The sequence below is a fragment of the Shewanella frigidimarina genome, from assembly GCF_003797125.1.
Lineage (GTDB): Bacteria > Pseudomonadota > Gammaproteobacteria > Enterobacterales > Shewanellaceae > Shewanella > Shewanella frigidimarina.
The window spans coordinates 65,658-88,975 of the sequence record NZ_RKKE01000002.1 but is presented as its reverse complement, the minus strand read 5'-3'; the positions used below and the strand labels follow the sequence as shown (position 1 = coordinate 88,975).

Sequence of the window (23,318 nt, the reverse complement as noted above, 5' to 3'; positions counted from 1 at the left end):
CTAATGATCACAGCTTATGGCGATAGCATGTCGGGTAATTGTTATAAATTGCAGCTGGTGTTGAATATGCTCGATGTCGATCATCTATGGCAAGAAATGAGTATCACGAATGGTGAAACGCAGACACCAGAGTTTTTAGCTAAAAATCCGCAGGGTAAAATACCATTAATAGAACTCGATGATGGGAGAGTATTATCGGAGTCGAATGCCATTATGGGTTATCTTGCTGAAGGCTCTGAATTGATCCCCACCGATACTTTTAGTAAAGCTAAAATGTATCAGTGGATGTTTTTTTGAACAGTATAGCCATGAGCCATATATTGCCGTAGCACGCTTTATTCAGTTGTATTTAGGGCTACCTGAAGATCGTTTAGCTGAATATCACTCACTGCACGTTAAAGGCCATAAAGCGCTTGCGGCTATGGAGGCTGAGCTCGCTTGGCAACCCTTTCTGTGTGGTTCGCAGTTTACTTTAGCGGACATTGCTTTGTTTGCTTATACTCATGTTGCACATCAAGGTGGCTTTGATTTAGCCCATTACCCGCAGATTAATCAATGGTTAATACGCATAAAACAGCAAGCTGGTTTTGTGCCAATGGAGAGTTAATTCTTTACTGTTTTTTATGAGTATCTTTTGGTCTACATGTGTAGCCTGTCGCTATGAGTTTGTTGGTATTATTAATAAAGTATTAAATACTGAATAGGCGATAAAAAGCATAATAGTGCCGACTATGGCATCAATCACGCGTTGAACTTTAGGTGCACCTAACCAGGGTGCAAGTTTAGCAGCACCAAATGCAATAGTATAAAACCACAAAACCGATGCCAGTATAGTACCTATTGCAAATGCCCATTTTTCGTTACCATCAAAAGTACCGCCCACGCTACCTAATATCATCACAGTATCTAAATACACATGAGGGTTAAGCAAGGTGACTGCAAATGTGGTGCCGATAATTTTTTTACGACTATTGGCTGCAGCAATGTGTGTTGCAACTTGGTACTGATTTCGCCATACATTTTTGAACGACATAACTGCATAAACAACTAAAAAAGTGACTCCGCCCCAGCCAATAAGTAACATTAGCCATTCACTGCTGGCGATTAATTTACCTCCGCCAAAAATACCTAGACCAATTAATAACACATCACACAACATACAAATTGTAGCCGCGAGAAAGTGGTGATTGCGTTTTATTCCTTGACTTAATATGTAAGAGTTTTGGGCGCCAATTGGAATAATCATTCCTAAGCCGAGAATAAGTCCTTGAAATAATGCAGAAGTGGCCATGAGTTTCCTAGTTACAAGCAATGTAATGAGTTGCTAAAGTAGCAACAGTTTTGTTATAAGTTAAATTAATAATTTTTCTGCTATATAAGATAAATTAATGAAAGCAGTATAAATACCAGTTACGATGGTCTCAGGGGATTTAATGAGTTGGTAAAACAATGAGTAAACTTGATTATAAATTGCTGCAAGCATTGAGTTGTGTGATTAAAGAACAAAGTTTTGAGCGTGCAGCAGGTGTGTTGTGCTTATCGCAATCGGCGGTGTCACAGCGGATTAAACAATTAGAGCAACAGTTTGCTCAACCAGTATTGATTAGAAGCCAACCTATTCAAACTACAGATTTAGGTAAGCAGCTCTTAAAGCACTATTACCAAGTGGTACAGCTAGAAGCTGACGTACTTCCTAGTGCTATGCCGCATTCCCCCCAAACTCCGTTAACTCTGAATATCGCCACCAATGCCGACACGTTGGCAACTTGGCTCATTCCGGCAATAGCCCCAGTGATTAAGTCACATTTAGTTGAGATAAACCTGCTGATTGAAGGTGAAGCTCGTACGATTAATAGGTTAAAGGATGGCCAAGCTTTTGGTGCCATTTCGGTGCAATCTACACCGATTAAAGGTTGTCAATTAACTCGATTAGGCTGTGTCGACTATCTGCTAGTGGCGTCACCTGAGTTTAGTCGTGATTATTTCCCTAACGGCATTAGTGCTGACAGCCTTAGAAAAGCACCGGGTATTGCGTTTGATCATAAAGACAATATGCACACACGTTATATTCAACAGCATTTTGGTTTGATGCAAGGTGAATATCCATTACATGCTGTGCGTTCATCAGATGCTTTTGTGACCATGGCTAAACATGGTGCTGCCTATTGTTTAGTACCAAAAACGCAAATTAAACCAGAACTAGCCACTGGTGAGTTAGTGCACATATGTAAAGACCATATCATCACTGAAACGCTTTACTGGCACCATTGGATTTTACTTAAAGGTGTCTATAAAGACGTTTCAGATGCCATTATTGCCCACGCTCAATCGGTATTAGATTAAGCTAAACTTTGATCTACCTAAGCTGAGACGGGCCCAAATTAAGACTTACCCAAGCAGTGAATAGACCTGCTTTGATTATCCATGGCTAATCAACGTTTGATTCTCTTCGGTAGGAATAAGGGTATCGGCAATTAACAACATGGCCGAGGTTAGTTGGGTTAATTGTGCAGCGCTAATAGTGTAAGGCGGCATGATGTAGATATAGCGGCTAAAAGGCCTTACCCACACACCTAAGTCAACAAAGGCTTTTTGTAAGGCTGCTGTATTCACTGGCGAGTGCATTTCGATTACGCCGACACTGCCAAGTACTCGTACATCTTTAACCTCTTTTGACGTCATGGCTGCGGGTAAGGTGCGTATTAAATGCGTTTCAATGTCTTTTACCTGCTGTTGCCAATCGCCGGCAAGCAATAAGTCTAAGCTAGCGGTTGCTGCAGCACATGCCAATGGATTCCCCATAAAAGTAGGGCCATGCATAAACACACCGGCGGGCGAATCACTAATACCATTGGCCACTTCGTCACTGCATAAGGTGGCTGCGAGGCTAATATATCCACCGGTTAAGGCTTTACCTACACATAAAATATCGGCCTCAATATTGGCATGCTCATAAGCGAAGAGAGTGCCAGTACGGCCAAATCCGGTAGCTATTTCGTCTAATATCAATAGCACATCGTATTGGTCGCAAAGTTGGCGAAGTTTAACTAAATAAGCTGGTGAGTAAAAACGCATTCCGCCAGCACCTTGCATGATGGGTTCAATAATCACCGCAGCAATATCTTGATGGTGTTGCGCAAATGCGGCATTTAATGCGAGTGTATCGGTTTGATTCAACGGTTCGTCAAACTTTGAGGTTGGCGCAGGGATAAAGACTTGTTTAGTCACATTGTTGCCAAACATGATATGCATTCCACCATCAGGATCACATACGCTCATCGCGGCAAAAGTATCACCATGATAACCACTTTTTACAGTCATAATCCGTTGCTTTTGCGGCTGGTTTCGCCCCTGCCAATATTGCAGCGCCATTTTTAGCGCAACTTCCACTGCAATTGAGCCTGAATCAGCTAAGAAAACCTTAGTTAAGTTATCGCTGGTCATCTGCACTAAGCGTTTTGAGGTCTCAATGGCTGGCTGATGGGTTATGCCGCCAAACATCACATGACTGAGCTGTGATAGCTGCTTTTGCATAGCGGCCAAAATGGTCGGATGACTATAACCATGCACACAAGACCACCATGAACTGGTGCCATCTATAAGTACTTTTCCATCATCTAAAGTCAACTCACAACCTTGTGCTGAAACGACTCCATATACAGGCAGAGACTGGGTCATAGAGGTGTATGGGTGCCAGATATGTTGTGCATCGAAAGCATAATCGATTGTGGTATTTGTATCGGAAAGTGGCATAATTATAAGTGCTCTTTTTTTGACCGCTAGTAAAGCGTAAAGTGGTTGCTGCGTTGACAGTTTACGGGCTCAGGGTATCCTAGCCAACATAAAATCAAAATAAAGGAATGATCCATGTCGTTAGCTGAAGTTCGTCACGATTGGCAAAAAGCACAAATTGAAGCATTGTTTGCGCTGCCTATGAATGATTTATTGTTTAAAGCTCACAGTATTCATCGTGAAACGTTTGACCCTAACGAAGTGCAGATCAGCCGCCTATTGTCGATTAAAACCGGCGCATGCCCAGAGGACTGTAAATATTGTCCTCAAAGTGCACGCTACGATACAGGTCTTGAAAAAGAACGTTTACTTGAAATTGATAAAGTACTAACCGAAGCTAAAAGTGCTAAAGCGGCAGGAGCATCGCGTTTTTGTATGGGCGCCGCTTGGCGTAACCCGCGTGACAAAGATATGCCATATTTGACGCAAATGGTAAAAGATGTCCGTGCTTTAGGCATGGAAACCTGTATGACATTAGGGATGTTGTCGTCTGAACAAGCCGGAAAATTAGCCGACGCTGGTTTAGATTATTACAACCATAACCTTGATACCTCGCCTGAATATTACGGCGACGTTATTACCACTCGTACTTATCAAAGTCGCTTAGATACGCTAACAAACGTGCGCGCATCGGGCATGAAAGTGTGCTCAGGCGGCATTGTGGGTATGGGTGAAAAAGCTACTGATCGCGCAGGTTTATTGCAACAATTAGCTAATTTAGAACAACACCCAGATTCAGTACCAATCAACATGTTAGTTAAAGTGGCCGGTACGCCGTTTGAGAATATCGATGATCTTGATCCGCTTGAATTTGTGCGCACTATTGCTGTTGCCCGTATTTTAATGCCTAAATCTCGAGTACGTTTATCTGCAGGACGTGAAAGCATGAGTGATGAACTGCAATCTATGTGTTTCTTTGCCGGTGCTAATTCTATTTTTTACGGTTGTAAGCTATTAACAACGCCAAACCCTGAAGAAAATGATGATATGAGTTTGTTCCGTCGTTTAGGTTTGCATCCTGAGCAAGGCCCACAAGCCAACATTGAAAACGATAGCGCACTATTAGCCAAAGCCAGTGCCAAACAAGATAAGTCGACTAAGCAGTTTTTTGATGCCGCAGCGCTGTAATCTAATATGACATCATTCAGTCAGCCTGAAATTGGAGAACATCCAATTACATTACGGATAAGTGAGAAGCTTGCCGAACTGCAGGCTGCAGGATTGTTACGCCAACGACAGGTGTCGGCAACGTCGCAACAATCAACATTGATTGATTTTAGCCATAATGACTATTTAGGTTTAGCCCACGAACCTGCTTTAGCACAAGCACTTTACGATGGTGCAACCGTGTATGGTGTAGGCAGTCGGGCATCACCGCTTGTGAGTGGTTATAGCCAAGCCCATCTGGCGCTGGAACAACGCTTATGTGAGATTACCAGCCACCAAGCTTGTATGCTGTTTAGTTCAGGCTTTAGTGCCAATAGTGCGTTAATGAAAACCTTGTTTAACACCGATGACACGGTCATTGCCGATAAATTGGTGCACGCCTCAATTATTGATGGCTTAAAAGACTGTGGCAGTAAAATTAGTCGCTTTTTGCATAATGACATCAACAGCGCAGCACGTATTATTGAACGAAATCCCAATTCAGCCGTTGTCACCGAGAGTGTATTCAGTATGGACGGCGATATAGCCCCCATTACTGAGCTATCTGATTTATGTAAGCAATATGGATGTTGGCTTATTGTCGATGATGCCCATGGTTTTGGGGTATTACCAAGCTCGTTTGTTAATGCCGATAATGTCGATATTCAAGTGGTCACCTTTGGTAAAGCGTTAGGGTGTCAAGGCGCAGCGATTTTAGCCTCAAAAGAGGTAATTGATTACTTGGTTGCTACCTGCCGTGAGTATATTTACTCGACAGCTTTATCTCCAGCTAATGCTCATTTAGCATTAGCGGCGATTAATTGGCAACAAACTCACCCTGAATTATTGGCACAGTTAACGGCTAAAATTGCGTTGTTTAGACAACTTGCATTAGCAAATAAATTGAGTATTACGTCTTCTACCACCGCAATTCAGCCCATTATGATCGGTGATAACCATCAGGTTATCGCGATTGCGCAGCAGTTAAAACAACAAGGCTTTTTAGTCGGCGCAATTCGTTCGCCAACGGTGCCAAAAGGTCAGGCGCGTTTGCGTATTACTTTAAATGCACTGCATAAAGTCGATGACATTCATGCATTGGTTAATGCTTTGACTCTGCTTATTGATCAATATAATGATTCTGACGAAAAGCAAGGCGCATTAGCACCACAAACAATGGCTAAATAAATCGTATCTATGAGACCCTCATGACGTTAGATAATCCGGTGGCAAATAAATTTTCAATCGCCGCATCTCAATACAAGCAACATGATGTATTACAACGTATCACTGCTAAGCAATTATTAGACAATGCGCCATTATTTGGCACCTTACTTGATGTAGGAGCCGGCCCGGGTACGAGTTTTAACGCCTTTAATGACGTTGAGCAGGTCGTTGCGGTTGATATCGCGCATGGGATGCTTAACCAACTAACAAAACAATACCCTGACTACTTACCTATTTGCAGCGATGCACAGGCGCTTGGATTACAAAGTGCTTCCATTGACAGTATCTATTCCAATTTAGCTTTACAATGGTGCCAAAACCTACCCGAAGCGTTTGTTGAATTTCATCGAGTATTGCGACCCAGTGGCGAATGTCATCTTAGTGTGGTTGTTGATGGTAGCTTGGCTGAATTGCAGACATTGGGCTTTAGAGTGAATCAGTTTAATTCGGTATCAGCTATTAAAGCAGCGTTTATCGCATCTCAAGATTCACCAAACGATTGGCTTAATATTGATATTCAAGTAAAGAGTATTAGCGTGTATTTTGATGATTTGCGCAGCTTGCTGTACTCAATAAAAGGTGTGGGTGCGTCGTTTGCTCAACAAGGCGAAAACAATGCAACACATCATCATCCCCTTACTAAGCAACAATGGCAGCAACGTACCGCACTTGCAGAAACAATGCGTACCGATAAAGGCATACCATTAACTTATCAAATTGCGTATATCCGCGCCAAGCGAGGTTGAAACGATGTTGTACTTTGTGACAGGAACAGATACCGACAGCGGCAAAACATTAGTTTCGGCAGCATTACTATCAAAGGCTCAAGGCCATAAATGCGGCTTTAAACCCATTGCATCTGGTTGTGACGTAACCGAGGATGGCTTACGCAATAGCGACGCGATGATGCTAATGGCGCAGTCGAATATGAACTTGCCTTATACAATGGTTAATCCTATTAGTTTTGAACCCGCTATTGCGCCGCACATTGCCGCCAAGCAAATTAATCGAACATTAACGGCTCAAAGTGTCCTTGATACTATGTACAACCCCGCGATGTTAGAAGCAGATTTTGCCTTGATAGAAGGTGCTGGTGGCTGGCGCTTACCGTTTGGTAATGGTGAGTATTTATCTGATACTGTCAAATTATTGCAGACTAAACTGCAACAAGCACAACAAATTCAAAACCCAAAAAAGAAGCCAAAGATAGAGGTTATTTTAGTGGTTGGCATGAAGCTAGGTTGTTTAAACCATGCGTTGTTAACTCAAGAGGCTATATTGGCTGACGGATTAACGATAGCGGGGTGGGTGGCGAATCAAGTCGATGCTGAGATGGCTTTTATTGACGACAACCTCAACAGCTTACAGCAGATGATGCAGGCACCATTTTTAGGTTACGTGCCTCATTTAACGGCAGCAACAGCTGAGAATGCTGCTGTTTATCTGCAATTACCCGCAATATCAAAAAATATTCAGCCCAATTTTTCCTGCTGTTAGCTTTCAGCATGGGCAGGTAAAAATTGGGCGAACAATCAATTGATATTATCAGAATGGTTAGTTTGCGATTGGCATCACTCTATTACGACCGAGGCGTTTTGCTTCGTACAGTAACTTATCAGTTGCTTCAATTAATTGAGATACACTTTGTTTAGCTTTCCATTCAGCAACACCAAAAGATGCAGTTATTGAGTCAATAACCTTGTCACTGCGTCTGTCTTTGACGCTGAGTTTTTCGAGCGCTCTGCGAATGCCTTCAGCTAATTGTCTGGCAACTCTAAACTGACTACTTGGTACAATAATAGCGAACTCTTCACCACCAAAACGATACAGTTTAATGCCGTCACGACAGGCTTCTTGGATACGCTTGGCAACGGTTTTTAGGACTAAATCGCCAAGTTGATGGCCAAAATTATCGTTGAAGGTTTTAAAGTGATCAATATCAATTAAAATCATGCAGGTACCCGCAGGAGCTGAGCCAATTTGCGCTTCAATGTCAGTGTTAAATGCACGGCGATTTAACACATTGGTTAGGGCGTCAAATAGCATGTCTTTTTCAGATTCAGCTAAACGAGTTTTGAGAGTATCGATTTCTGATTGAGCTTTTTGGAGTTGTTCGGTAAAACTCACGGTGCTAGAACGGATGCTGGAAGATTCTTTAACGATATTTCTTACAATACCAATCACTTGCTCTAACGAGAAACCTTGATTTTCGAGGTCGCTTAATTTCTTAAAATCTTTATCAATTTGATTTTGAAATGTCTCAGTGTCCAAATTAGTATCTTTGAGTGACTGAGATAATTCACATACCATCGCATCAAGATTTTTACGCATGTCTCGCACATCAAGCTCAACCGGGTCAGCCACATGTTTACGATATAATAATTCGCTGGTCACAGGTGAACAGGTTTGATGTTGTTTGACTGCTGTATCTAATTCTTGATTGAGTAACGGGTTTTGTTCACCCACGTAAGCATACCAAAGCGCGTAGTTTGTTGGCGTTGTGGGTATTCTATATTTTAACATTAACGGAACAGCTTTTTTCAAATTGGCTGCAGCGGTTTGCAGTAGTGTGTTCGACATTAAGTGCCTCATGATCCGGGCTAAGGAAAGACTTTGAAAAAATCTACAATTGAAGTAAATATAACAATAATAGCAGGTTTTGCACCATGATATTATAGTGATACAAATAACAAAAAAGCATCCGAAGATGCTTTTTTAGTGACTTGAATCATATTAAAAAACGTAAGAGACCGCAAACATTGGGCCAGTAAAGCTGTAGTTTATGTTGTAATCAAAGGTACGTTGCTCAATATTACCGACATTACGTGTTTTTTCGATAGTGACATCGACATCATAATAGTTGTAAGCCAGTTTTAATGACCAATTATCACAAATTTTAGCTTCAACACCTAAGCGGATATCGATCAGTGATCCATCTACATCATCATATTTGATAGCAAAATACTGGGCGTGAGCATCAAATGTCCAACCAGGATAAAACTCGTAGGAGCCGTAAAGACCAATGTCTGGAAGAGGTGCCGTTAGAGTGTCGTCGATAACTTCTGGTGTGGCAACTGCATTGCTGCATAAACTGGTTAAGGTTGAATCTGGGACACAAATACCGATAGTGCCTTTAAAAGCGGTTTCGATAAACATGGTATGTATACCAACGGATACTCCAACAGCGTAATGAGTTCCTTGCCAAATGTCATAACCATAACCAATTCGCAGAATATCAATATTAAGTTCGGTATTCAGTTTAGCGCCAGTTTCAATCAGGTAGTCTTTTCCATCAATATCTTCAAGAATAAAATCTTGTGATACCGTTTCTGTGTCGGCTTTGCGATCTAACGACTTCCAATCAATATAAATATTATGGCGTTGGTTGAAAGAGAATGTGAATTCAAAGTAGGGTAAGTATTGCTCTTCAGCAAGTAGAAGTTCATCTTCAAAATCTACTGGGAATGTTCCACCTGTTTTAGGGTTTGTAACGATGAAGTTTGAATCGGAGTTAGCATAAAACATACCGACATCAAGAGTATATTTGTCGGAGACTGTTGAGTCGTTAGTTGATAGGTTCGTCTCTGCCGAGGCAGTTCGAGTACCTAATATCAATAACACTATACAAAAAAAAGTTCTTATCATTGAAACTCCGCATTTATTATTTTTTCTATATCACAGGATATGCGTCTTCATATGATGCTTTTGTCGAATTTAATACCTAATCTATTCAACGCAGATATCCAAAATAAGGGTTATCAAAATGCGCAGTCATAAACATTAAGTTAAAATAAAAACGACAAACTGTTCAGTGCATATACTAACACTTTGTTACTAATTGTGAAGTATTTGTATAGGATTATTGCGCTAAATCAAGTTTTCGTTAATAGCTTGACCTCTACGGTGTAAAAACAACCATTTTAGTGAAGAGTCGCTATGTATAAAGGCGCCAGAGCATTGGCGGAATTGCGGTGGGTGACAAATATGTGACAAAACGAAAAAGTAGAGCGGGAAGTTGACTCTACTTTTATCATTTGTGTTACAGGAGTGTTAAATTCTGTGGGCGGCGACTTTAGCAGTTAAAAGATGGTTTACTCTGACTCATCGGTGTCTGAAGCATCTTCTTCTACATCGTCAAATTCAATTTCAACTTTAGAGCTTGCAGGTGCATGAATTGTCCCAACAACAGCATAAAATGGTTTGCCTTTTGCCAGACGACAATATTTAGACCACAATAACTCCATTGGAGTTGATGCAGGTTTTTTCCCCTGTAAAACGTTAACAAATTGGTCTTCGTCAACATTACAAGGTAACTGCGAACCATTGGCTAAATTTTTCATTGCTTGACCGTGTTGTTCAAGCAACTCAGCTTCTTTATTGGTAAAATCACCACAACGTTTAAATCCCTTTGGGAAATTCACGTCATCATAGAAGCGTTTAGTAGATTGAAAACTGTTGCTATGACCATTGGTGTTAGCATCAATACCTTGTTTTGCATTGATAAATGATTGCTGAGACATGGCTAATACCTTCTAGATTATGAGATATAAAGATTTGCAACAGGAGTATTGGCTAGTATTATCATTTTTTAAATCAAAATATTTTGTCCTTAATGGTAAAGAATTTTTATGGATACAGATTTATTAAAAACATTCTTAGAAGTGTCCCGTACTCGGCACTTTGGTAAGGCGGCTGAAAATCTATACCTCACTCGAAGTGCTGTCAGTTTTAGGATAAAGCAGTTAGAAAATATTTTGGGTTTAGAGTTATTTGAACGCTTACGTAATAATATTCAACCAACACCTGCAGGTGAAAGAATGCTCGGCCATGCTGAGGCAGTGCTTAATGCTTGGGAAAGGGCAAAACAAGATATTATTTTAAATCAGCAACACAGTGCTCAGTTAGCGTTGTCGGCTGGCGATAATATTTGGGATGCTTTTTTACAAGGTTTCTTGCAGCCATTACATTTAGGCTTAGAAGGGGTGGCTTTAAGAACTGATGTATTACCTGCAACGGTGATGACTCGCCAACTTATTGAACGAACTTTAGATATTGCGATTACTTTTGACCCTCCAAAGCTTGATGGAGTCATATTAGTTAAGCTTGCTGAAGTAAAATTGTATTTAGTATCCAAACAAGCAGGCGTTAAGCTTACACAAACACCTACTTTACCTTATATAAAAGTAGACTGGGGTACCGCCTTTAATATCACTCATGCCCAAGATTTTACCATGTTGCCTTTGCCGGTATTACACACTAGTTCTGCTCGTATGGCATTGGACTTTATACTTAATAACGGTGGATGTGCATTTTTGCCTGAAGCACTCATAAAGCCTTATTTAGATAACGGGAGCTTATATGTCGTGGATGATGCAAAATGTATCCATAGACATGTGTATGCTGCTTATTGGGCTGAAAATGAAAGACTTGCTTATATTGAACAAGCCATTTCAATTCTGACAACCGATAAGCACACTGAATGATATTCGTCTGGCCGTTATTAAAACAGTAATGGCCAAATAACGATGCCCCAAGTGATTGCACATAATATTAAACTGAGAAAGACTGCTGCAGAAGCAATGTCTTTTGCCTGACCACTAAGTGGGTGGATCTCATCACCAACCCGATCAACTACCGCTTCAATAGCGGAGTTCAGCAATTCTACAATCAATACAATTAATACTGTCATGATAAGCAAAATACGTTCAGTACTACTTATATTGAGTAGCAGAGCAATGGGTAACATTAGGCAAGCAAGCACGGTTTCTTGTCTAAATGCCGCTTCATTTTTCCACGCTGACTTTAGACCTTGCATAGAAAACCCTGTCGCTCGAAACACGCGTTTTAGACCATGATTGTTCTCTGGTTTCATTTTATTCATTATCTTTATTGATGTTAATTCCGTAGATTGTAACATTCCGTTCATATGCTTCCAGCAGTAATTTAGGTCTTATGATGTGCTGTAGAACAAAACAAATATTTATTGTTGTGATGGTATATGCCCTCATTATGCAGCGATTTATATCAATATAAGCCCTACCAATGAATGGATAATTATTCTGTTTGTACTACGCTCACCTAACACTGTAGAGGGTTGAGAATCATTTAAACAGGTGAAAGTCGTATTCATCCACAGATGATAGGCGTTATAGCAGTATTTTAGAGGTTTTACTTGGAAGTGGCTCGATGCCGAGAGAGTACAATCATCGAGATATTGAAATAAACTTTTGAACGAAAATGAAAAAACACTAAATGGATTTAACTTTTAGCAAGGATTGCATATGCGTAAGCTACCGTATCTTTTTATTTTGGTCATTATTTCACTGCATTGTTTTACGATAAAGAGTGAAGTGTTATCAATACCTCCTATTCAGTTGGCAACAAAATATCAACAAGATATAGATGTCACTGAATACTTAGTCAGCGAGAAGCTTGATGGTGTTCGAGGCTACTGGGATGGCAGTAACATGCTGACTCGCAGTGGCCGAAAAGTGGCATTACCTCCGTCGTTTACCCTTGGTTTTCCTGATACTGCCATTGATGGTGAACTTTGGTTAGGTCATAACCGTTTCGAAGATATTTCAGCATTGGTTCGACGTCAGCAAGTACCTGATAAAGAGTGGCAGGAAGTTAAGTTTATGATGTTTGATTTACCGCGGCATTCAGGCCCTTTTATTGAACGCTACTTAGCGATGAAAATGTTGGCAGAACAAACGGCCTCCATACATTTACAGGTCATTAAGCAGGAGCCAGTGGCTTCAACTGAAGCTCTGTTTACATTGCTTGATTCCATCGTTAATGCTGGTGGTGAAGGATTGATGTTACATTATCAGCAAGCGCATTATGCAGTCGGCCGCAGTGAGTATATTGTTAAGCTCAAACCCAAATATGACGCTGAAGCTGTAGTGATTGGTCATACAGAAGGTAAGGGTAAGTATCGAGGTAAGCTAGGTGCGTTAATTGTAAAAACACCTGCGGGGATAGTGTTTAATATCGGCAGTGGTTTAAGCGATAAACAACGAGAAAATCCACCTTTAGTCGGTTCTACCATTACTTATCAATATTTAGGCTTAACTCAAAAAGGGACGCCAAGATTTGCTACTTTTCTGCGACAAAGATCCCCGCAATAACGCTTCAAAATTGCTGGCATGTTGCGTTGCGTATCATTGTATAATTAATGGTAAAACTAAATGTAAAACTAAATGTAGAACTACAATTGGTAATGATCATAACCCCAGTTTAGGTATCGGCAATATGATTAAGTGATGACATAAAACTGGTGATAATGGCGGTTATCAATGATCGATGATAAATATCTTTTAAATGTTCGCTCGGTGTTGTTTGTCTGTATGGGTAATATTTGCCGCTCGCCGACGGCAGAGGCAGTGTTTAGGCAACAAATGAAACGTCACTCGCTTCAACTCGACATCGATTCTGCAGGGACTATTGCCTATCATCAAGGGCATGCTCCGGACAGTCGCAGTATTATTGCTGGCAACAAGCGCGGACTTGATTTTTCAGGTATGAAAGCTCGGCAGGTTATCGACGCTGACTTTGAACGATTCGATTTAATTTTAGCGGCAGACTTTGCCAATTTAACTGATTTGAAAGACAGGTGTCCTGCCCATTTACGATATAAATTACAGTTGATATTAAGCTATGGTGATTCGTTAGTCGAAGAAGTGCCTGACCCATATTATGGTGGTGAAAGAGGATTTGAGATGGTTATCGATTTACTTGAAGGCAGTTTAGCTGCATTGGCGATTAAACTAGCTAATCGTTGAAATATAATCAATTAACTAAGGGATTTAACTAAGCTACTTATCTAGGCGACTTAATTATGATTACTTTATTCAGGCTACTTCGTATGATAGGTCACTCTGAATGATAAGTGCTAGGCCGTCATTGATGTTGACGACCTAGACTTTGTTCGGCTTAATCGTTATAACGTTTACCGGAGCGTTTAAGTTTCTCTTGCTCTATTTTCTGCTGTTTAATGAGTTCTTTCTCTGCTAATTTACGTGCAACTTCCTCTTTTTCTACTTCAGCCATCGCTGGAGTTTCAAGGCTTAAAAGTCCGATTTTCCCTGAGCGGTATTCATGTAGTAATAGTTCAGATACTTTATGGTAATCAACTCGGGCGCCAGGGCGAAGTGCTCCGCGAGAACGACTGATAGCTTCGAGTAATTCGATATCACTGGCTGGTAGCGATTGAAGTTTATAACGTTCACAAATTTCGTCAGGATAGGCTTCAAGGAAATAGCCAGCAGCAAACATTGCCACATCTTCGTATTCCATAGCGGTATCTTTAATTGCACCGGTGACAGCAAGGCGATAGCTACTGGCTTCATTGTCCACTTTTGGCCATAAAATGCCTGGAGTATCCGATAGTACGATTCCGTTACGTAAGTTAATACGTTGCTGACGTCTTGTGACTGCTGGTTCATTACCCGTTTTAGCTATAGTGCGACCCGCTAAGGTATTAATAATTGTAGATTTACCGACGTTAGGAATACCCATGATCATGGTGCGGATGTCTTTTTCCATGATGTCACGGTGTGGCACCAGTTTACGGCAAAGATCAGGAATGCTTTTTACCATACTGGGTTGTAAACTTGTGATTGCTGATGCCTGAACGCCTTGTTCACGTTCTAGGTATTCAATCCATTGGGCGGTAACCTTAGGATCGGCTAAATCAGATTTATTCAGTAATTTAATGCAGGGTTTATCACCACGTAGTTGTGACACCATCGGATTTTCACTGCTGTATGGAATACGTGCATCGAGCACTTCAATAACGAGATCCACTTGAGGCATTGCCTCCTCGATCTCTTTACGTGCTTTGTGCATGTGTCCTGGATACCACTGAATTGCCATGATGTTGCCTTATAAACCGGAGAGTAAATACAATAAATACAAAAGTGATATTCTACCTCGTTAGCAGATTAAATGCATAAAAAAAGCGCCCGAAGGCGCTTAGTATCATTGTTAAATGAAGCATTAATGTTTAAATAACGCCTAATTCACGTAATCTTTCCTGTAAATAGCTGTCTGCGGTATAACGCTCTGATAGTACTACTTCTGGATTAGGGTGCAAAAACAGCGGTAATGAAATCCGTGATTTGGTTTTGTCTGTCCCTTCAGGATTGATTACCCTGTGTGAAGTTGAAGGGAAATAACCACCAGATGCTTCTTGCAGCATGTCACCGATGTTAATAATGATACTGCCAAAATCGCTAGGTACGTCAATCCATTCACCTGTTTTAGTTTTCACTTGTAATCCAGGTTCATTTGCTGCGGGTAATATAGTGATGAGGTTAATGTCCTCATGCGCTGCTGCACGGATAGCGCCCATTTCTTCATCACCTTTCATTGGTGGATAATGTAAAATCCGCAACAAGGTTTGTTGGCTTTGAGCAATCATGTCTGGTAATGGAATAGAATATTTTTCCGCAACATCTGCCGGTGTATATTTTTCAATCCAACTGAGTAATTCCGCTGCTAGGGTGTTGGCATGTTCATAATATGCAAGAATATTGGCTTTAAGTGAATCAGGAATACGGCCCCAAGGATACACATGATAATATTCTTTGATATCTTTTACATTGTTACCTTTGGCTGTTTCAGAAATCGATGCAGGGAAAAATCCATCGTGTGTTTCAGACTTGAACAAAAAGTCATGTTTTTGTTCAGACTGAAAGAAGTTGTACCACTCTTTATAAATATCTTCGACAAGTTGCTTTTGAATAGGGTGATTCGATAGTACCCCAAAACCTGTTTCACGAAGTGATTCAACAAAGCGCTCAGCGCTATCTGGTGCTAAGTAATCAATTGTATTTAGTTTCATTATATTTTCTTATTAGTGTGTTGACCCACTGCTAATGGTAACCTTAGTCACACTTTGTCGCAATTCTTTGCGTGTCTTCATGTTGTATTGGTTGAACTGATGCCGCAGATCTCACGTATCCTTTGTTAATATCTGCGACAAACAACTCAATGAGAGCCGACAATGAATGATTTAACCGAATTTGAAAAATATGTTATTGAACAAAAAGGTACTGAACGGCCTTTCAGCGGTGAATATGTTGATCATGATGCACAAGGCGTTTATTTATGTAAAAAGTGCCATGCACCTCTATATAAGAGTGAGCATAAGTTTAATGCCCATTGTGGCTGGCCTGCATTTGATGATGAAATTAAGGGAGCAGTAGAACATACTCCTGATGCCGATGGACATCGAACCGAAATTACCTGTGCACAATGTGGCGGTCATTTAGGCCATGTGTTTGAAGGGGAGCATTTAACAGATAATAATGTTCGTCATTGTGTTAATTCAGTATCGATGATTTTTAAATCCCGTGATGAATTAGCACAATCAAGTTCTGCTAAAACTTCTTACCAAAAGGCTACTTTTGGAGCCGGGTGCTTTTGGTGTGTAGAGGCTATTTTTGCTCAACTTAAAGGCGTGCACAGTGTTAAATCAGGTTATTGTGGCGGTGACGCTAAAGATGCAAATTATGATGCTGTGTGTTCTGGTAAAACCGCGCACGCAGAAGTCATTCATATTGAGTTCGATCCCGCTGTAATTCAATACGACACTCTGCTCAGTGTATTATTTGAAAGCCATGACCCGACAACACTGAATCAGCAGGGCAATGACAAAGGCCCGCAATACCGTTCGGCAATTTTTGTTCATAATAGTGAACAAGCTGATGCCGCCAATAAATTCATCAATACCTTAACTCTGCAGCAAGTATGGCCTAGACCTATTGTGACCGAAATAAGCGCGTTTGACACTTTCTATCCCGCTGAAAATTACCATGATGATTACTTTGCTAAACACGGTCAGCAACCATATTGCCAACTTGTGGTGAAGCCAAAATTTGACAAAGTGATGAGTAAATTTGCAGATAAACGTAAAGTGTAAACTAAATTTTTTGCTCTTGTGTTAGGGCTAAACATGATAAAAAAGGGGGTGGTTGAATATTCATTCACCCCTTTTTTTTATTATACCAATTCCATTAATTATGTGCTTAATCAGAGCCACTCAGGTTTTCCAGTTTGAGGCGCATTGTTGAAAGAATGGTTGTTCCCTTGTAAAACAATGCAACAAAGAAATGGAAAGCCTGAGTAGTAGCTCCAGCAGGGCGGGTTTCTGTATCTTCTATGCTGCTAATTGACGTACGACTGCAAGGACGCAGGAGGTAGAGTAACGCAGGAGCTGTTGCCGAGAACAACTATGTCTACAAACCTATTACTTGCCTAGAAGGCGCAGAACTCCCGCTGAATGACCAGATAATTATTGGAATTGGTATTATGTCCGTTTAGCCTAATTTATCGTCGGTCACTTTGTTGTGCAGATCTTCAATAAGGTAAACTTCAACCAGATCACGTGCTTTAGGAGTAGGGCTTTACAATCTTGACTTAAGTGACGTAAATGCAGACATTTTCCCGCAGCCACATAACGTTTAGCTAAAGTATCGATAGCCTCTAATGTTGATTGATCTGCTACTCGTGAATTTTGAAAATCAATAATCACATCTTAGTTATCATATCCAACATCAAATAATTCAAGGAAGTTAGCAACTGAGCCAAAGAATAATGGCCCATTTAAGCGATATATTTTCTAACCATTTGTATCTTCACTTATGTCAATGTTGATGTGTTTTGCATGTTCCCATGTAAACACCAAAGCAGATACGATAACACCAACAAACACAGCAAAAGCCAGATCGGTAAATACGGTTATAGCGTGTTCAATCACTAGTGACTCCATTACTACTGCCATAGCACCTGTAGCGCCGGAAATAATCCCCGGTCGTCCACCAATGCGATGCTTAAACCCATAATGAAGGCTGCGTATAGTCCTACCATAGGTTCAACATGGGCGACGAATGCAAAGGCAACAGCTTCAGGGATAAGGGCGAGTATCACGATTAATCCAGATAAAATATCGGCTTTACTATAACTTGTTTAATGGCGAATGAGATCGAACATTTAACCTCTGGTTTTGTATTTAAGTTAATAAAAAGGATGTTTGCTTTAACACAAAAAATTAACCGTTGAATGATCGTGACATCGATTCAATGACACTAAATGTTAAGTTTTATATTAATATTTCCAATAAAAAAGCCATGCTAAGCATGGCTTTATAAATAATGGGGCGAAGTTAGCCCTTTATTAAGTTTACTCTCCAGGGCGAGTCATATCAGCAGATGCACTGTTATTCTTCGCTACTTTCGGAGCCTTGCTGTCAGTCGCTTGAGCTTCGTAAGTGCGTCCTTGAGGTACCGCTTTCTGCTCACGGACATCTACTGTAGGTTTAGTCGTGTCAGATGACACCATAGAACCAAAGCGACTTACCTTTACAGGGGCTTTGGTTGATGGCGCTGCTTCAGTAGAAACAGTCTCTGCTATTGTCGCCGCGACTTCTTTTACGACTTCAGGTTTAGCTTGACGCACAATTGCAGCAGGCTTAGCCATAGGTGCAGATGAATTGGCCGCAACCGTTTTATCTTGCTTGCTAGTTAACGCTGCAGCTTTTTCAGCTTCAACAACTGCGGTATTTGCCACAGTGGTTTGTTTAGCTTCAACATCAACCGTTGTTTTAGCAACTTCTACTTCAGCTTTAGGTTCAGGGGCCTCAGGTGCTTTTACTGCTTGAGGTGCTTCCTTTATTTCTACTGGCGTTTCAGTTTCTTCAACATTAACGGGTGCTGCATCAGCCTTGTTAACTTCAGTTTTAACTACTTCAACCGGCTTAGTAGCGGTTTCAACAACCGTGCTAACCGTTTCAGCAGGTTTAGTAACGGATTCAACAATAGCCTCAGTTACAGTATCTGGTGCTTGAGTTCTAGCTTGCTCTGCGTCTAATTGCTTCTCTAACTCATCATTAGGAGTGAAAACAGCTGGTTGTGTAGAGCCTGTTTCATCATCACGACGACGACGTTGACCTGCTGCACGTAAGTGACGAGGACTACGACGACTACGACGTTGACCTTCACGGCCTTCAGCTTCGCTGTCTGTTGTAGCATCTTCAGCGCTCGTGCTTGACTCATCAGTTTCAGCTGCAACGTCAGTGCTAGCAACTACCGTTTTAGTGACAGTATCAATATCTGCTTGAGTTGTTTCTGCTTTTACTTCAACCACGGCAGTAGCGTCAGTTTCAACTGGAGCAGCATTACTGGTAACATTTGCTACTTCAGTAACTGGATCAGTTGCTTGCTCTGTTCCATTTTCTGCTGGTGCTTCAACCGCCTGTTCAGTCTTTTCTTTACGAGGTTGACGACGACTGCGTGGCGCTCTCGTTTCTGATGTTTTATCTTCAGCTACTTTTGACTCTACCGCTTTAGGTTCTGATGTCATTACCTCAACTGATTGCTCAGTTGATTTATTATCATTAACATCGGTTGTTGGTAATGCTTCACTCTGTTCGTTTTCAATACGCACTTTACGACGTAAATTACGACGTTGGCGACGCTCACGAGCAGCTTCTTGTTTTGGAGACTTCTCTGTAGCGACTTTAACTTCGGCTACTTTAGCATCTGTTGCTTTGGTTTCATTGACATCTAATGGCTTGTCAACTTTCTCAGTTCTCGGTTTGTTTTTGGTGTTGTCATCTTGAACTGTATTTCTGCTATTACGTTCATTACGCTTATTCTGAGGACGAGCTTCTGTGCCGTCTTTCGATTTGTCGCTGTCATTACGCTGACGGCGACTGTCATTGCGTTTGTCATTACGGTTAGCGCTGTCGTTACGAGTGTCATTACGACGGGTGTTACGACGAGTGTTAGTTTGAGTCGATTCTTTAGTTGATACTGCCGCTTTAGTCTCTTTAACCTCAGCTTCACTACCAGAAAATAAAGCGCTAATGGCAGAGATCATTCGAGTGAATAAACTTGGCTGATTAGACGTTGCCACAGGAGCGACATTTACTGGTGTTGCTTTTACTGTATCTTCAGCTGCTTTTTGTGGCGCTGCGAAGCCTTTTAATGCAGGTTCAGGAGATGCTGCACGCTCAAGCTTGCGAGGCTCATACAATTTTGCGGCAGGCTGTTCTACTCGCTTATAGCTAGATTCACTGACTTCATCATCACTCTTACGACGCACTACACGGTAATCTGGTGTTTGCATGTGTGCATCTGGAATGATGTACACTTCAACTTGGTGACGCTCTTCTGTAATACGAATCGCTTTACGTTTTTCGTTTAGTAAGAACGCAGCAACATCAACAGGCACAATCGCTTCGATTTGTGTGGTGTTTTCTTTAATGGCTTCTTCTTCCATTAATCGTAAAATCGATAATGCTAAAGATTCGGTACTACGAATAGTGCCTTGACCATGACAACGAGGGCACAAATGAGCGGCAGACTCTTCTAGCGATGGACGTAGACGCTGACGCGACATTTCCATCAAACCAAATCGAGAAATACGACCTAATTGCACACGAGCACGGTCATGATGTACTGCATCACGTAAACGATTTTCAACTTCACGCTGATGACGAACAGGTGTCATATCGATAAAGTCGATAACCACTAAACCACCTAAATCACGAAGACGTAATTGACGAGCAATTTCATCAGCAGCTTCAAGGTTAGTGTTTAGTGCAGTTTCTTCAATGTCGCCGCCTTTAGTTGCACGGGCTGAGTTGATATCGATAGACGTTAATGCTTCTGTTGGGTCAATTACAATTGATCCACCTGAAGGTAAACGCACTTCGCGTTGGAACGCTGACTCAATTTGAGACTCTATTTGGAAGTGAGTAAACAGTGGTACTTCTGAGTCATATAGCTTTACACGTTCAACAAAATCAGGACGCACTAAACCAATATGCAATTTAGCTTCTTCGAAAATACGTGGGTGATCGATAAGGATTTCGCCTACATCACGACGTAAATAGTCACGAATAGCGCGAACAATCACGTTACTTTCTTGGTGGATTAAGAATGGTGCAGCTTTACTTTGAGCAGCTTCTTGAATAGCATCCCAATGATGTTGTAGTACTTTTAAGTCCCACTTTAGCTCTGTTGATTCTTTACCAACACCAGCAGTACGCACAATCAAGCCCATACCATTAGGTACTTCTAACTCAGCCATTGCTTCTTTTAGTTCTGTACGTTCATCACCTTCGATACGACGAGAAATACCGCCAGCACGAGGGTTATTTGGCATTAAGACTAAATAAGATCCAGCAAGACTAATAAAAGTAGTTAGTGCAGCGCCTTTGTTGCCTCGTTCTTCTTTATCTATCTGAACGATGACCTCTTGGCCTTCTTGTAACACTTCTTTAATGTTTGGACGGCCTTGGAATGAATAACCTTTTGGGAAGTATTCTCGACCAATTTCTTTGAGAGGTAAAAAACCGTGACGATCTGCACCGTAATCAACAAATGCAGCTTCAAGTGACGGTTCTACTCGAGTGATTTTACCTTTATAGATATTTGATTTTTTCTGTTCGTGACCAGGACTTTCAATGTCTAAATCATACAGTTCTTGCCCATCTACTAGGGCTACGCGCAACTCTTCTGATTGAGTTGCATTAATTAACATACGTTTCATGATGACGTGATTCTTCTAAATGAGGTCATCAAACAACACGATTTTTCTGCATTACGGGCCTGAATTAATCGGTATAACCTCACGGCTAGATCCAGGCAATTAGGTGCTCATTACTGTAAAACGCAATCACTGCGTGTCGCATCCTATTTATGGCTTATTTTCTAATGTTTACAAAAACAAGGAATTGGTTGACTAACAACCAACCCCATAAATTATGGTATTTTAATCCGTTAATGCCCAAGTCGAATCGGTTTGTTTGATAACAAGCTAAAATGTTGTTCGAATTTGGGGCGATTTACTACAGTTAAATTGAAATCTTTATTCAAAACTTACGGTTTAATTGCACAAACGGTTTTTGTCGTTTTTTAATTAATACAATTTGCAAATCAATGAGTTGCTACCGATTAGGTTCATTTTTCTAACTGCTAGTGTTTCGCATTTGGTGAAAGTTGTGAACACTTTATCCACTGTTTACTCTCAACCTGTGGGCAAATATAGCAACAAACGTTATTTTCAGCAATCAAAAGCCCATATTCTTTCATGTATTTATTTCAAGTCTGATGCGGCAATAGCCAATCATTTACAAGATAAGGTACACTATTGGGGTTACCACTATATGGCGCATCATGAATACTGAAACTACCCCCCAAGTTGAATACGTGACTATCGACGAAGATCATTTTGAACAACGAATCGATAATTTTTTGCTAACTAAATTAAAAGGTGTTCCTAAAAGCATGATCTATCGGATTGTGCGCAAAGGGGAAGTGCGGGTAAATAAAAAACGCATCAAGCCTGAGTACAAATTACAAATTGGTGACATCGTAAGGGTACCGCCTGTTCGTGTTGCCGAAAAAGACAATCGTAAGGCACCATCTCCTAATTTATCCAGAGTGTCACAGCTTGAAGATCGTATTATCCATGAAGATAATCATCTTATTGTGTTAAACAAGCCTGCTGGTATTGCTGTACACGGTGGCAGCGGTGTCGATTATGGTGTGATTGAAGGATTACGTTCACTGCGACCACAGCAAAAATTTTTAGAGTTAGTACATCGATTAGATAAAGATACTTCCGGTGTACTGCTTGTGGCTAAGAAGCGTAGTGCGCTAAAGCATTTACATGAGCAATTACGCAGCAAAACCATGCAAAAAGATTATTTAGCCTTGGTGCGTGGTGAATGGCAGGCAAGTGATAAAGTGGTTAAAGCACCACTATTAAAAATTACCTTAAAATCGGGCGAGCGAATCGTGCGGGTTAATAAAGAGGGTAAAGAGTCTGAAACTCGCTATAAGATCATGCAACGTTATCAAGGCTGTACTTTAGTGAAGGCGAGTCCTGTTACAGGGCGAACCCATCAAATACGAGTACATTGTCAGTATGCTGGCCATGCAATTGCTTGCGATGATAAATACAGCGAACAGCTATTTGACGATAGCATGCGTGCTTTAGGATTAGACCGTCTATTTTTACATGCGGCTGAACTTAAATTCACTCATCCAGAAAATGATGAAATCATGCAAGTTAAAGCGCCTTTAGACCCTGTGTTATTGAGTACTCTTGATAAATTGAAAAGAGTATAACACCCACGG

At 40.9% G+C, this 23,318-nt stretch carries 19 protein-coding genes and 2 pseudogenes; 11 read left to right on the top strand and 10 right to left on the bottom strand.

From position 1 onward, the window contains the following. The first annotated feature begins 6 nt into the window (after window positions 1–6). Window positions 7–607, top strand: a pseudogene (locus tag EGC86_RS05435) (glutathione S-transferase family protein). 51 nt (window positions 608–658) lie between these two features. Here EGC86_RS05435 and EGC86_RS05430 read toward each other — a convergent pair. Further along, window positions 659–1,291, bottom strand: coding sequence for a LysE/ArgO family amino acid transporter (locus EGC86_RS05430; protein WP_123776891.1), 633 nt, complete (start codon window positions 1,289–1,291; stop codon window positions 659–661). Window positions 1,292–1,449: 158 nt separating this feature from the next. On the opposite strand from EGC86_RS05430, the gene EGC86_RS05425 reads away from it, so the two are divergent. After that, on the top strand, window positions 1,450–2,343 hold the full coding sequence (locus EGC86_RS05425) for a LysR family transcriptional regulator ArgP (protein WP_011636946.1): 894 nt from the start codon (window positions 1,450–1,452) through the stop codon (window positions 2,341–2,343). A gap of 75 nt (window positions 2,344–2,418) precedes the next feature. On the opposite strand, the gene bioA is transcribed toward EGC86_RS05425, so the two are convergent. Next, window positions 2,419–3,753, bottom strand: a complete 1,335-nt coding sequence (gene bioA / locus EGC86_RS05420; RefSeq protein WP_123776890.1) for an adenosylmethionine--8-amino-7-oxononanoate transaminase — start codon at window positions 3,751–3,753, stop codon at window positions 2,419–2,421. A 114-nt stretch (window positions 3,754–3,867) separates the two neighbouring features. Here bioA and bioB point away from each other — a divergent pair, with 114 nt between their 5' ends. Genes bioB through bioD form a run of 4 tightly spaced genes read left to right on the top strand, consistent with a single transcriptional unit; the run spans window position 3,868 to window position 7,662 of the window. Further along, window positions 3,868–4,920 (top strand): biotin synthase BioB, encoded by a 1,053-nt coding sequence (gene bioB / locus EGC86_RS05415; protein ID WP_011636948.1) that lies wholly within the window; start codon window positions 3,868–3,870, stop codon window positions 4,918–4,920. Between the two features lie 6 nt (window positions 4,921–4,926). Next, window positions 4,927–6,126 (top strand): aminotransferase class I/II-fold pyridoxal phosphate-dependent enzyme, encoded by a 1,200-nt coding sequence (locus EGC86_RS05410; protein ID WP_123776889.1) that lies wholly within the window; start codon window positions 4,927–4,929, stop codon window positions 6,124–6,126. 20 nt (window positions 6,127–6,146) lie between these two features. After that, window positions 6,147–6,911 carry a methyltransferase domain-containing protein gene (locus EGC86_RS05405; protein WP_123776888.1) on the top strand — a complete coding sequence of 255 codons (765 nt, stop codon included), beginning with the start codon at window positions 6,147–6,149 and terminating at the stop codon, window positions 6,909–6,911. Between the two features lie 7 nt (window positions 6,912–6,918). Beyond that, window positions 6,919–7,662: a dethiobiotin synthase gene (bioD, locus tag EGC86_RS05400; RefSeq protein ID WP_165872375.1), complete on the top strand. Its 744-nt coding sequence runs from the start codon at window positions 6,919–6,921 to the stop codon at window positions 7,660–7,662. Window positions 7,663–7,719: 57 nt separating this feature from the next. On the opposite strand, the gene EGC86_RS05395 is transcribed toward bioD, so the two are convergent. The 3 genes from EGC86_RS05395 to EGC86_RS05385 all read right to left on the bottom strand — a co-directional run bounded on the left by EGC86_RS05395 (window position 7,720) and on the right by EGC86_RS05385 (window position 10,685). Further along, complete coding sequence (locus tag EGC86_RS05395; RefSeq protein ID WP_011636952.1) at window positions 7,720–8,745, bottom strand: GGDEF domain-containing protein; 1,026 nt, start codon at window positions 8,743–8,745, stop codon at window positions 7,720–7,722. Window positions 8,746–8,898: 153 nt separating this feature from the next. Then, window positions 8,899–9,810, bottom strand: coding sequence for a porin family protein (locus EGC86_RS05390; protein WP_011636953.1), 912 nt, complete (start codon window positions 9,808–9,810; stop codon window positions 8,899–8,901). 446 nt (window positions 9,811–10,256) lie between these two features. Beyond that, the gene (locus EGC86_RS05385; RefSeq protein ID WP_011636954.1) at window positions 10,257–10,685 is read right to left on the bottom strand and encodes a MaoP family protein; all 429 of its coding nucleotides are present in this window, start codon (window positions 10,683–10,685) and stop codon (window positions 10,257–10,259) included. Window positions 10,686–10,793: 108 nt separating this feature from the next. Between EGC86_RS05385 and hdfR the strand changes: the two genes are divergently transcribed. After that, the gene (gene hdfR / locus EGC86_RS05380; protein WP_123776886.1) at window positions 10,794–11,648 is read left to right on the top strand and encodes an HTH-type transcriptional regulator HdfR; all 855 of its coding nucleotides are present in this window, start codon (window positions 10,794–10,796) and stop codon (window positions 11,646–11,648) included. Between the two features lie 17 nt (window positions 11,649–11,665). Here the strand turns inward: hdfR and EGC86_RS05375 are convergent, their stop codons facing one another. Then, entirely contained in the window at window positions 11,666–12,037 is a 372-nt protein-coding gene (locus EGC86_RS05375; protein WP_102036658.1) for a diacylglycerol kinase, read from the bottom strand. A 409-nt stretch (window positions 12,038–12,446) separates the two neighbouring features. On the opposite strand from EGC86_RS05375, the gene EGC86_RS05370 reads away from it, so the two are divergent. Then, the gene (locus tag EGC86_RS05370; RefSeq protein ID WP_123776885.1) at window positions 12,447–13,295 is read left to right on the top strand and encodes a DNA ligase; all 849 of its coding nucleotides are present in this window, start codon (window positions 12,447–12,449) and stop codon (window positions 13,293–13,295) included. 168 nt (window positions 13,296–13,463) lie between these two features. Further along, entirely contained in the window at window positions 13,464–13,949 is a 486-nt protein-coding gene (locus tag EGC86_RS05365; protein WP_123776884.1) for a low molecular weight protein-tyrosine-phosphatase, read from the top strand. Window positions 13,950–14,100: 151 nt separating this feature from the next. Here EGC86_RS05365 and ylqF read toward each other — a convergent pair whose 3' ends face one another. Beyond that, the gene (gene ylqF / locus EGC86_RS05360) at window positions 14,101–15,042 is read right to left on the bottom strand and encodes a ribosome biogenesis GTPase YlqF (RefSeq protein ID WP_011636959.1); all 942 of its coding nucleotides are present in this window, start codon (window positions 15,040–15,042) and stop codon (window positions 14,101–14,103) included. Window positions 15,043–15,172: 130 nt separating this feature from the next. Beyond that, on the bottom strand, window positions 15,173–16,012 hold the full coding sequence (locus EGC86_RS05355) for an isopenicillin N synthase family dioxygenase (RefSeq protein ID WP_123776883.1): 840 nt from the start codon (window positions 16,010–16,012) through the stop codon (window positions 15,173–15,175). Between the two features lie 162 nt (window positions 16,013–16,174). Between EGC86_RS05355 and EGC86_RS05350 the strand changes: the two genes are divergently transcribed. Then, complete coding sequence (locus tag EGC86_RS05350; RefSeq protein WP_123776882.1) at window positions 16,175–17,092, top strand: bifunctional methionine sulfoxide reductase B/A protein; 918 nt, start codon at window positions 16,175–16,177, stop codon at window positions 17,090–17,092. A gap of 397 nt (window positions 17,093–17,489) precedes the next feature. On the opposite strand, the pseudogene EGC86_RS05345 reads toward EGC86_RS05350, so the two are convergent. Both EGC86_RS05345 and rne read right to left on the bottom strand, forming a co-directional pair. Next, window positions 17,490–18,117: pseudogene (locus EGC86_RS05345) on the bottom strand (STAS domain-containing protein). A gap of 234 nt (window positions 18,118–18,351) precedes the next feature. Beyond that, on the bottom strand, window positions 18,352–21,726 hold the full coding sequence (gene rne / locus EGC86_RS05340; protein WP_123776881.1) for a ribonuclease E: 3,375 nt from the start codon (window positions 21,724–21,726) through the stop codon (window positions 18,352–18,354). Between the two features lie 626 nt (window positions 21,727–22,352). Here rne and rluC point away from each other — a divergent pair. After that, window positions 22,353–23,309, top strand: coding sequence for a 23S rRNA pseudouridine(955/2504/2580) synthase RluC (gene rluC, locus EGC86_RS05335; protein WP_123776880.1), 957 nt, complete (start codon window positions 22,353–22,355; stop codon window positions 23,307–23,309). Window positions 23,310–23,318: the final 9 nt, after the last annotated feature.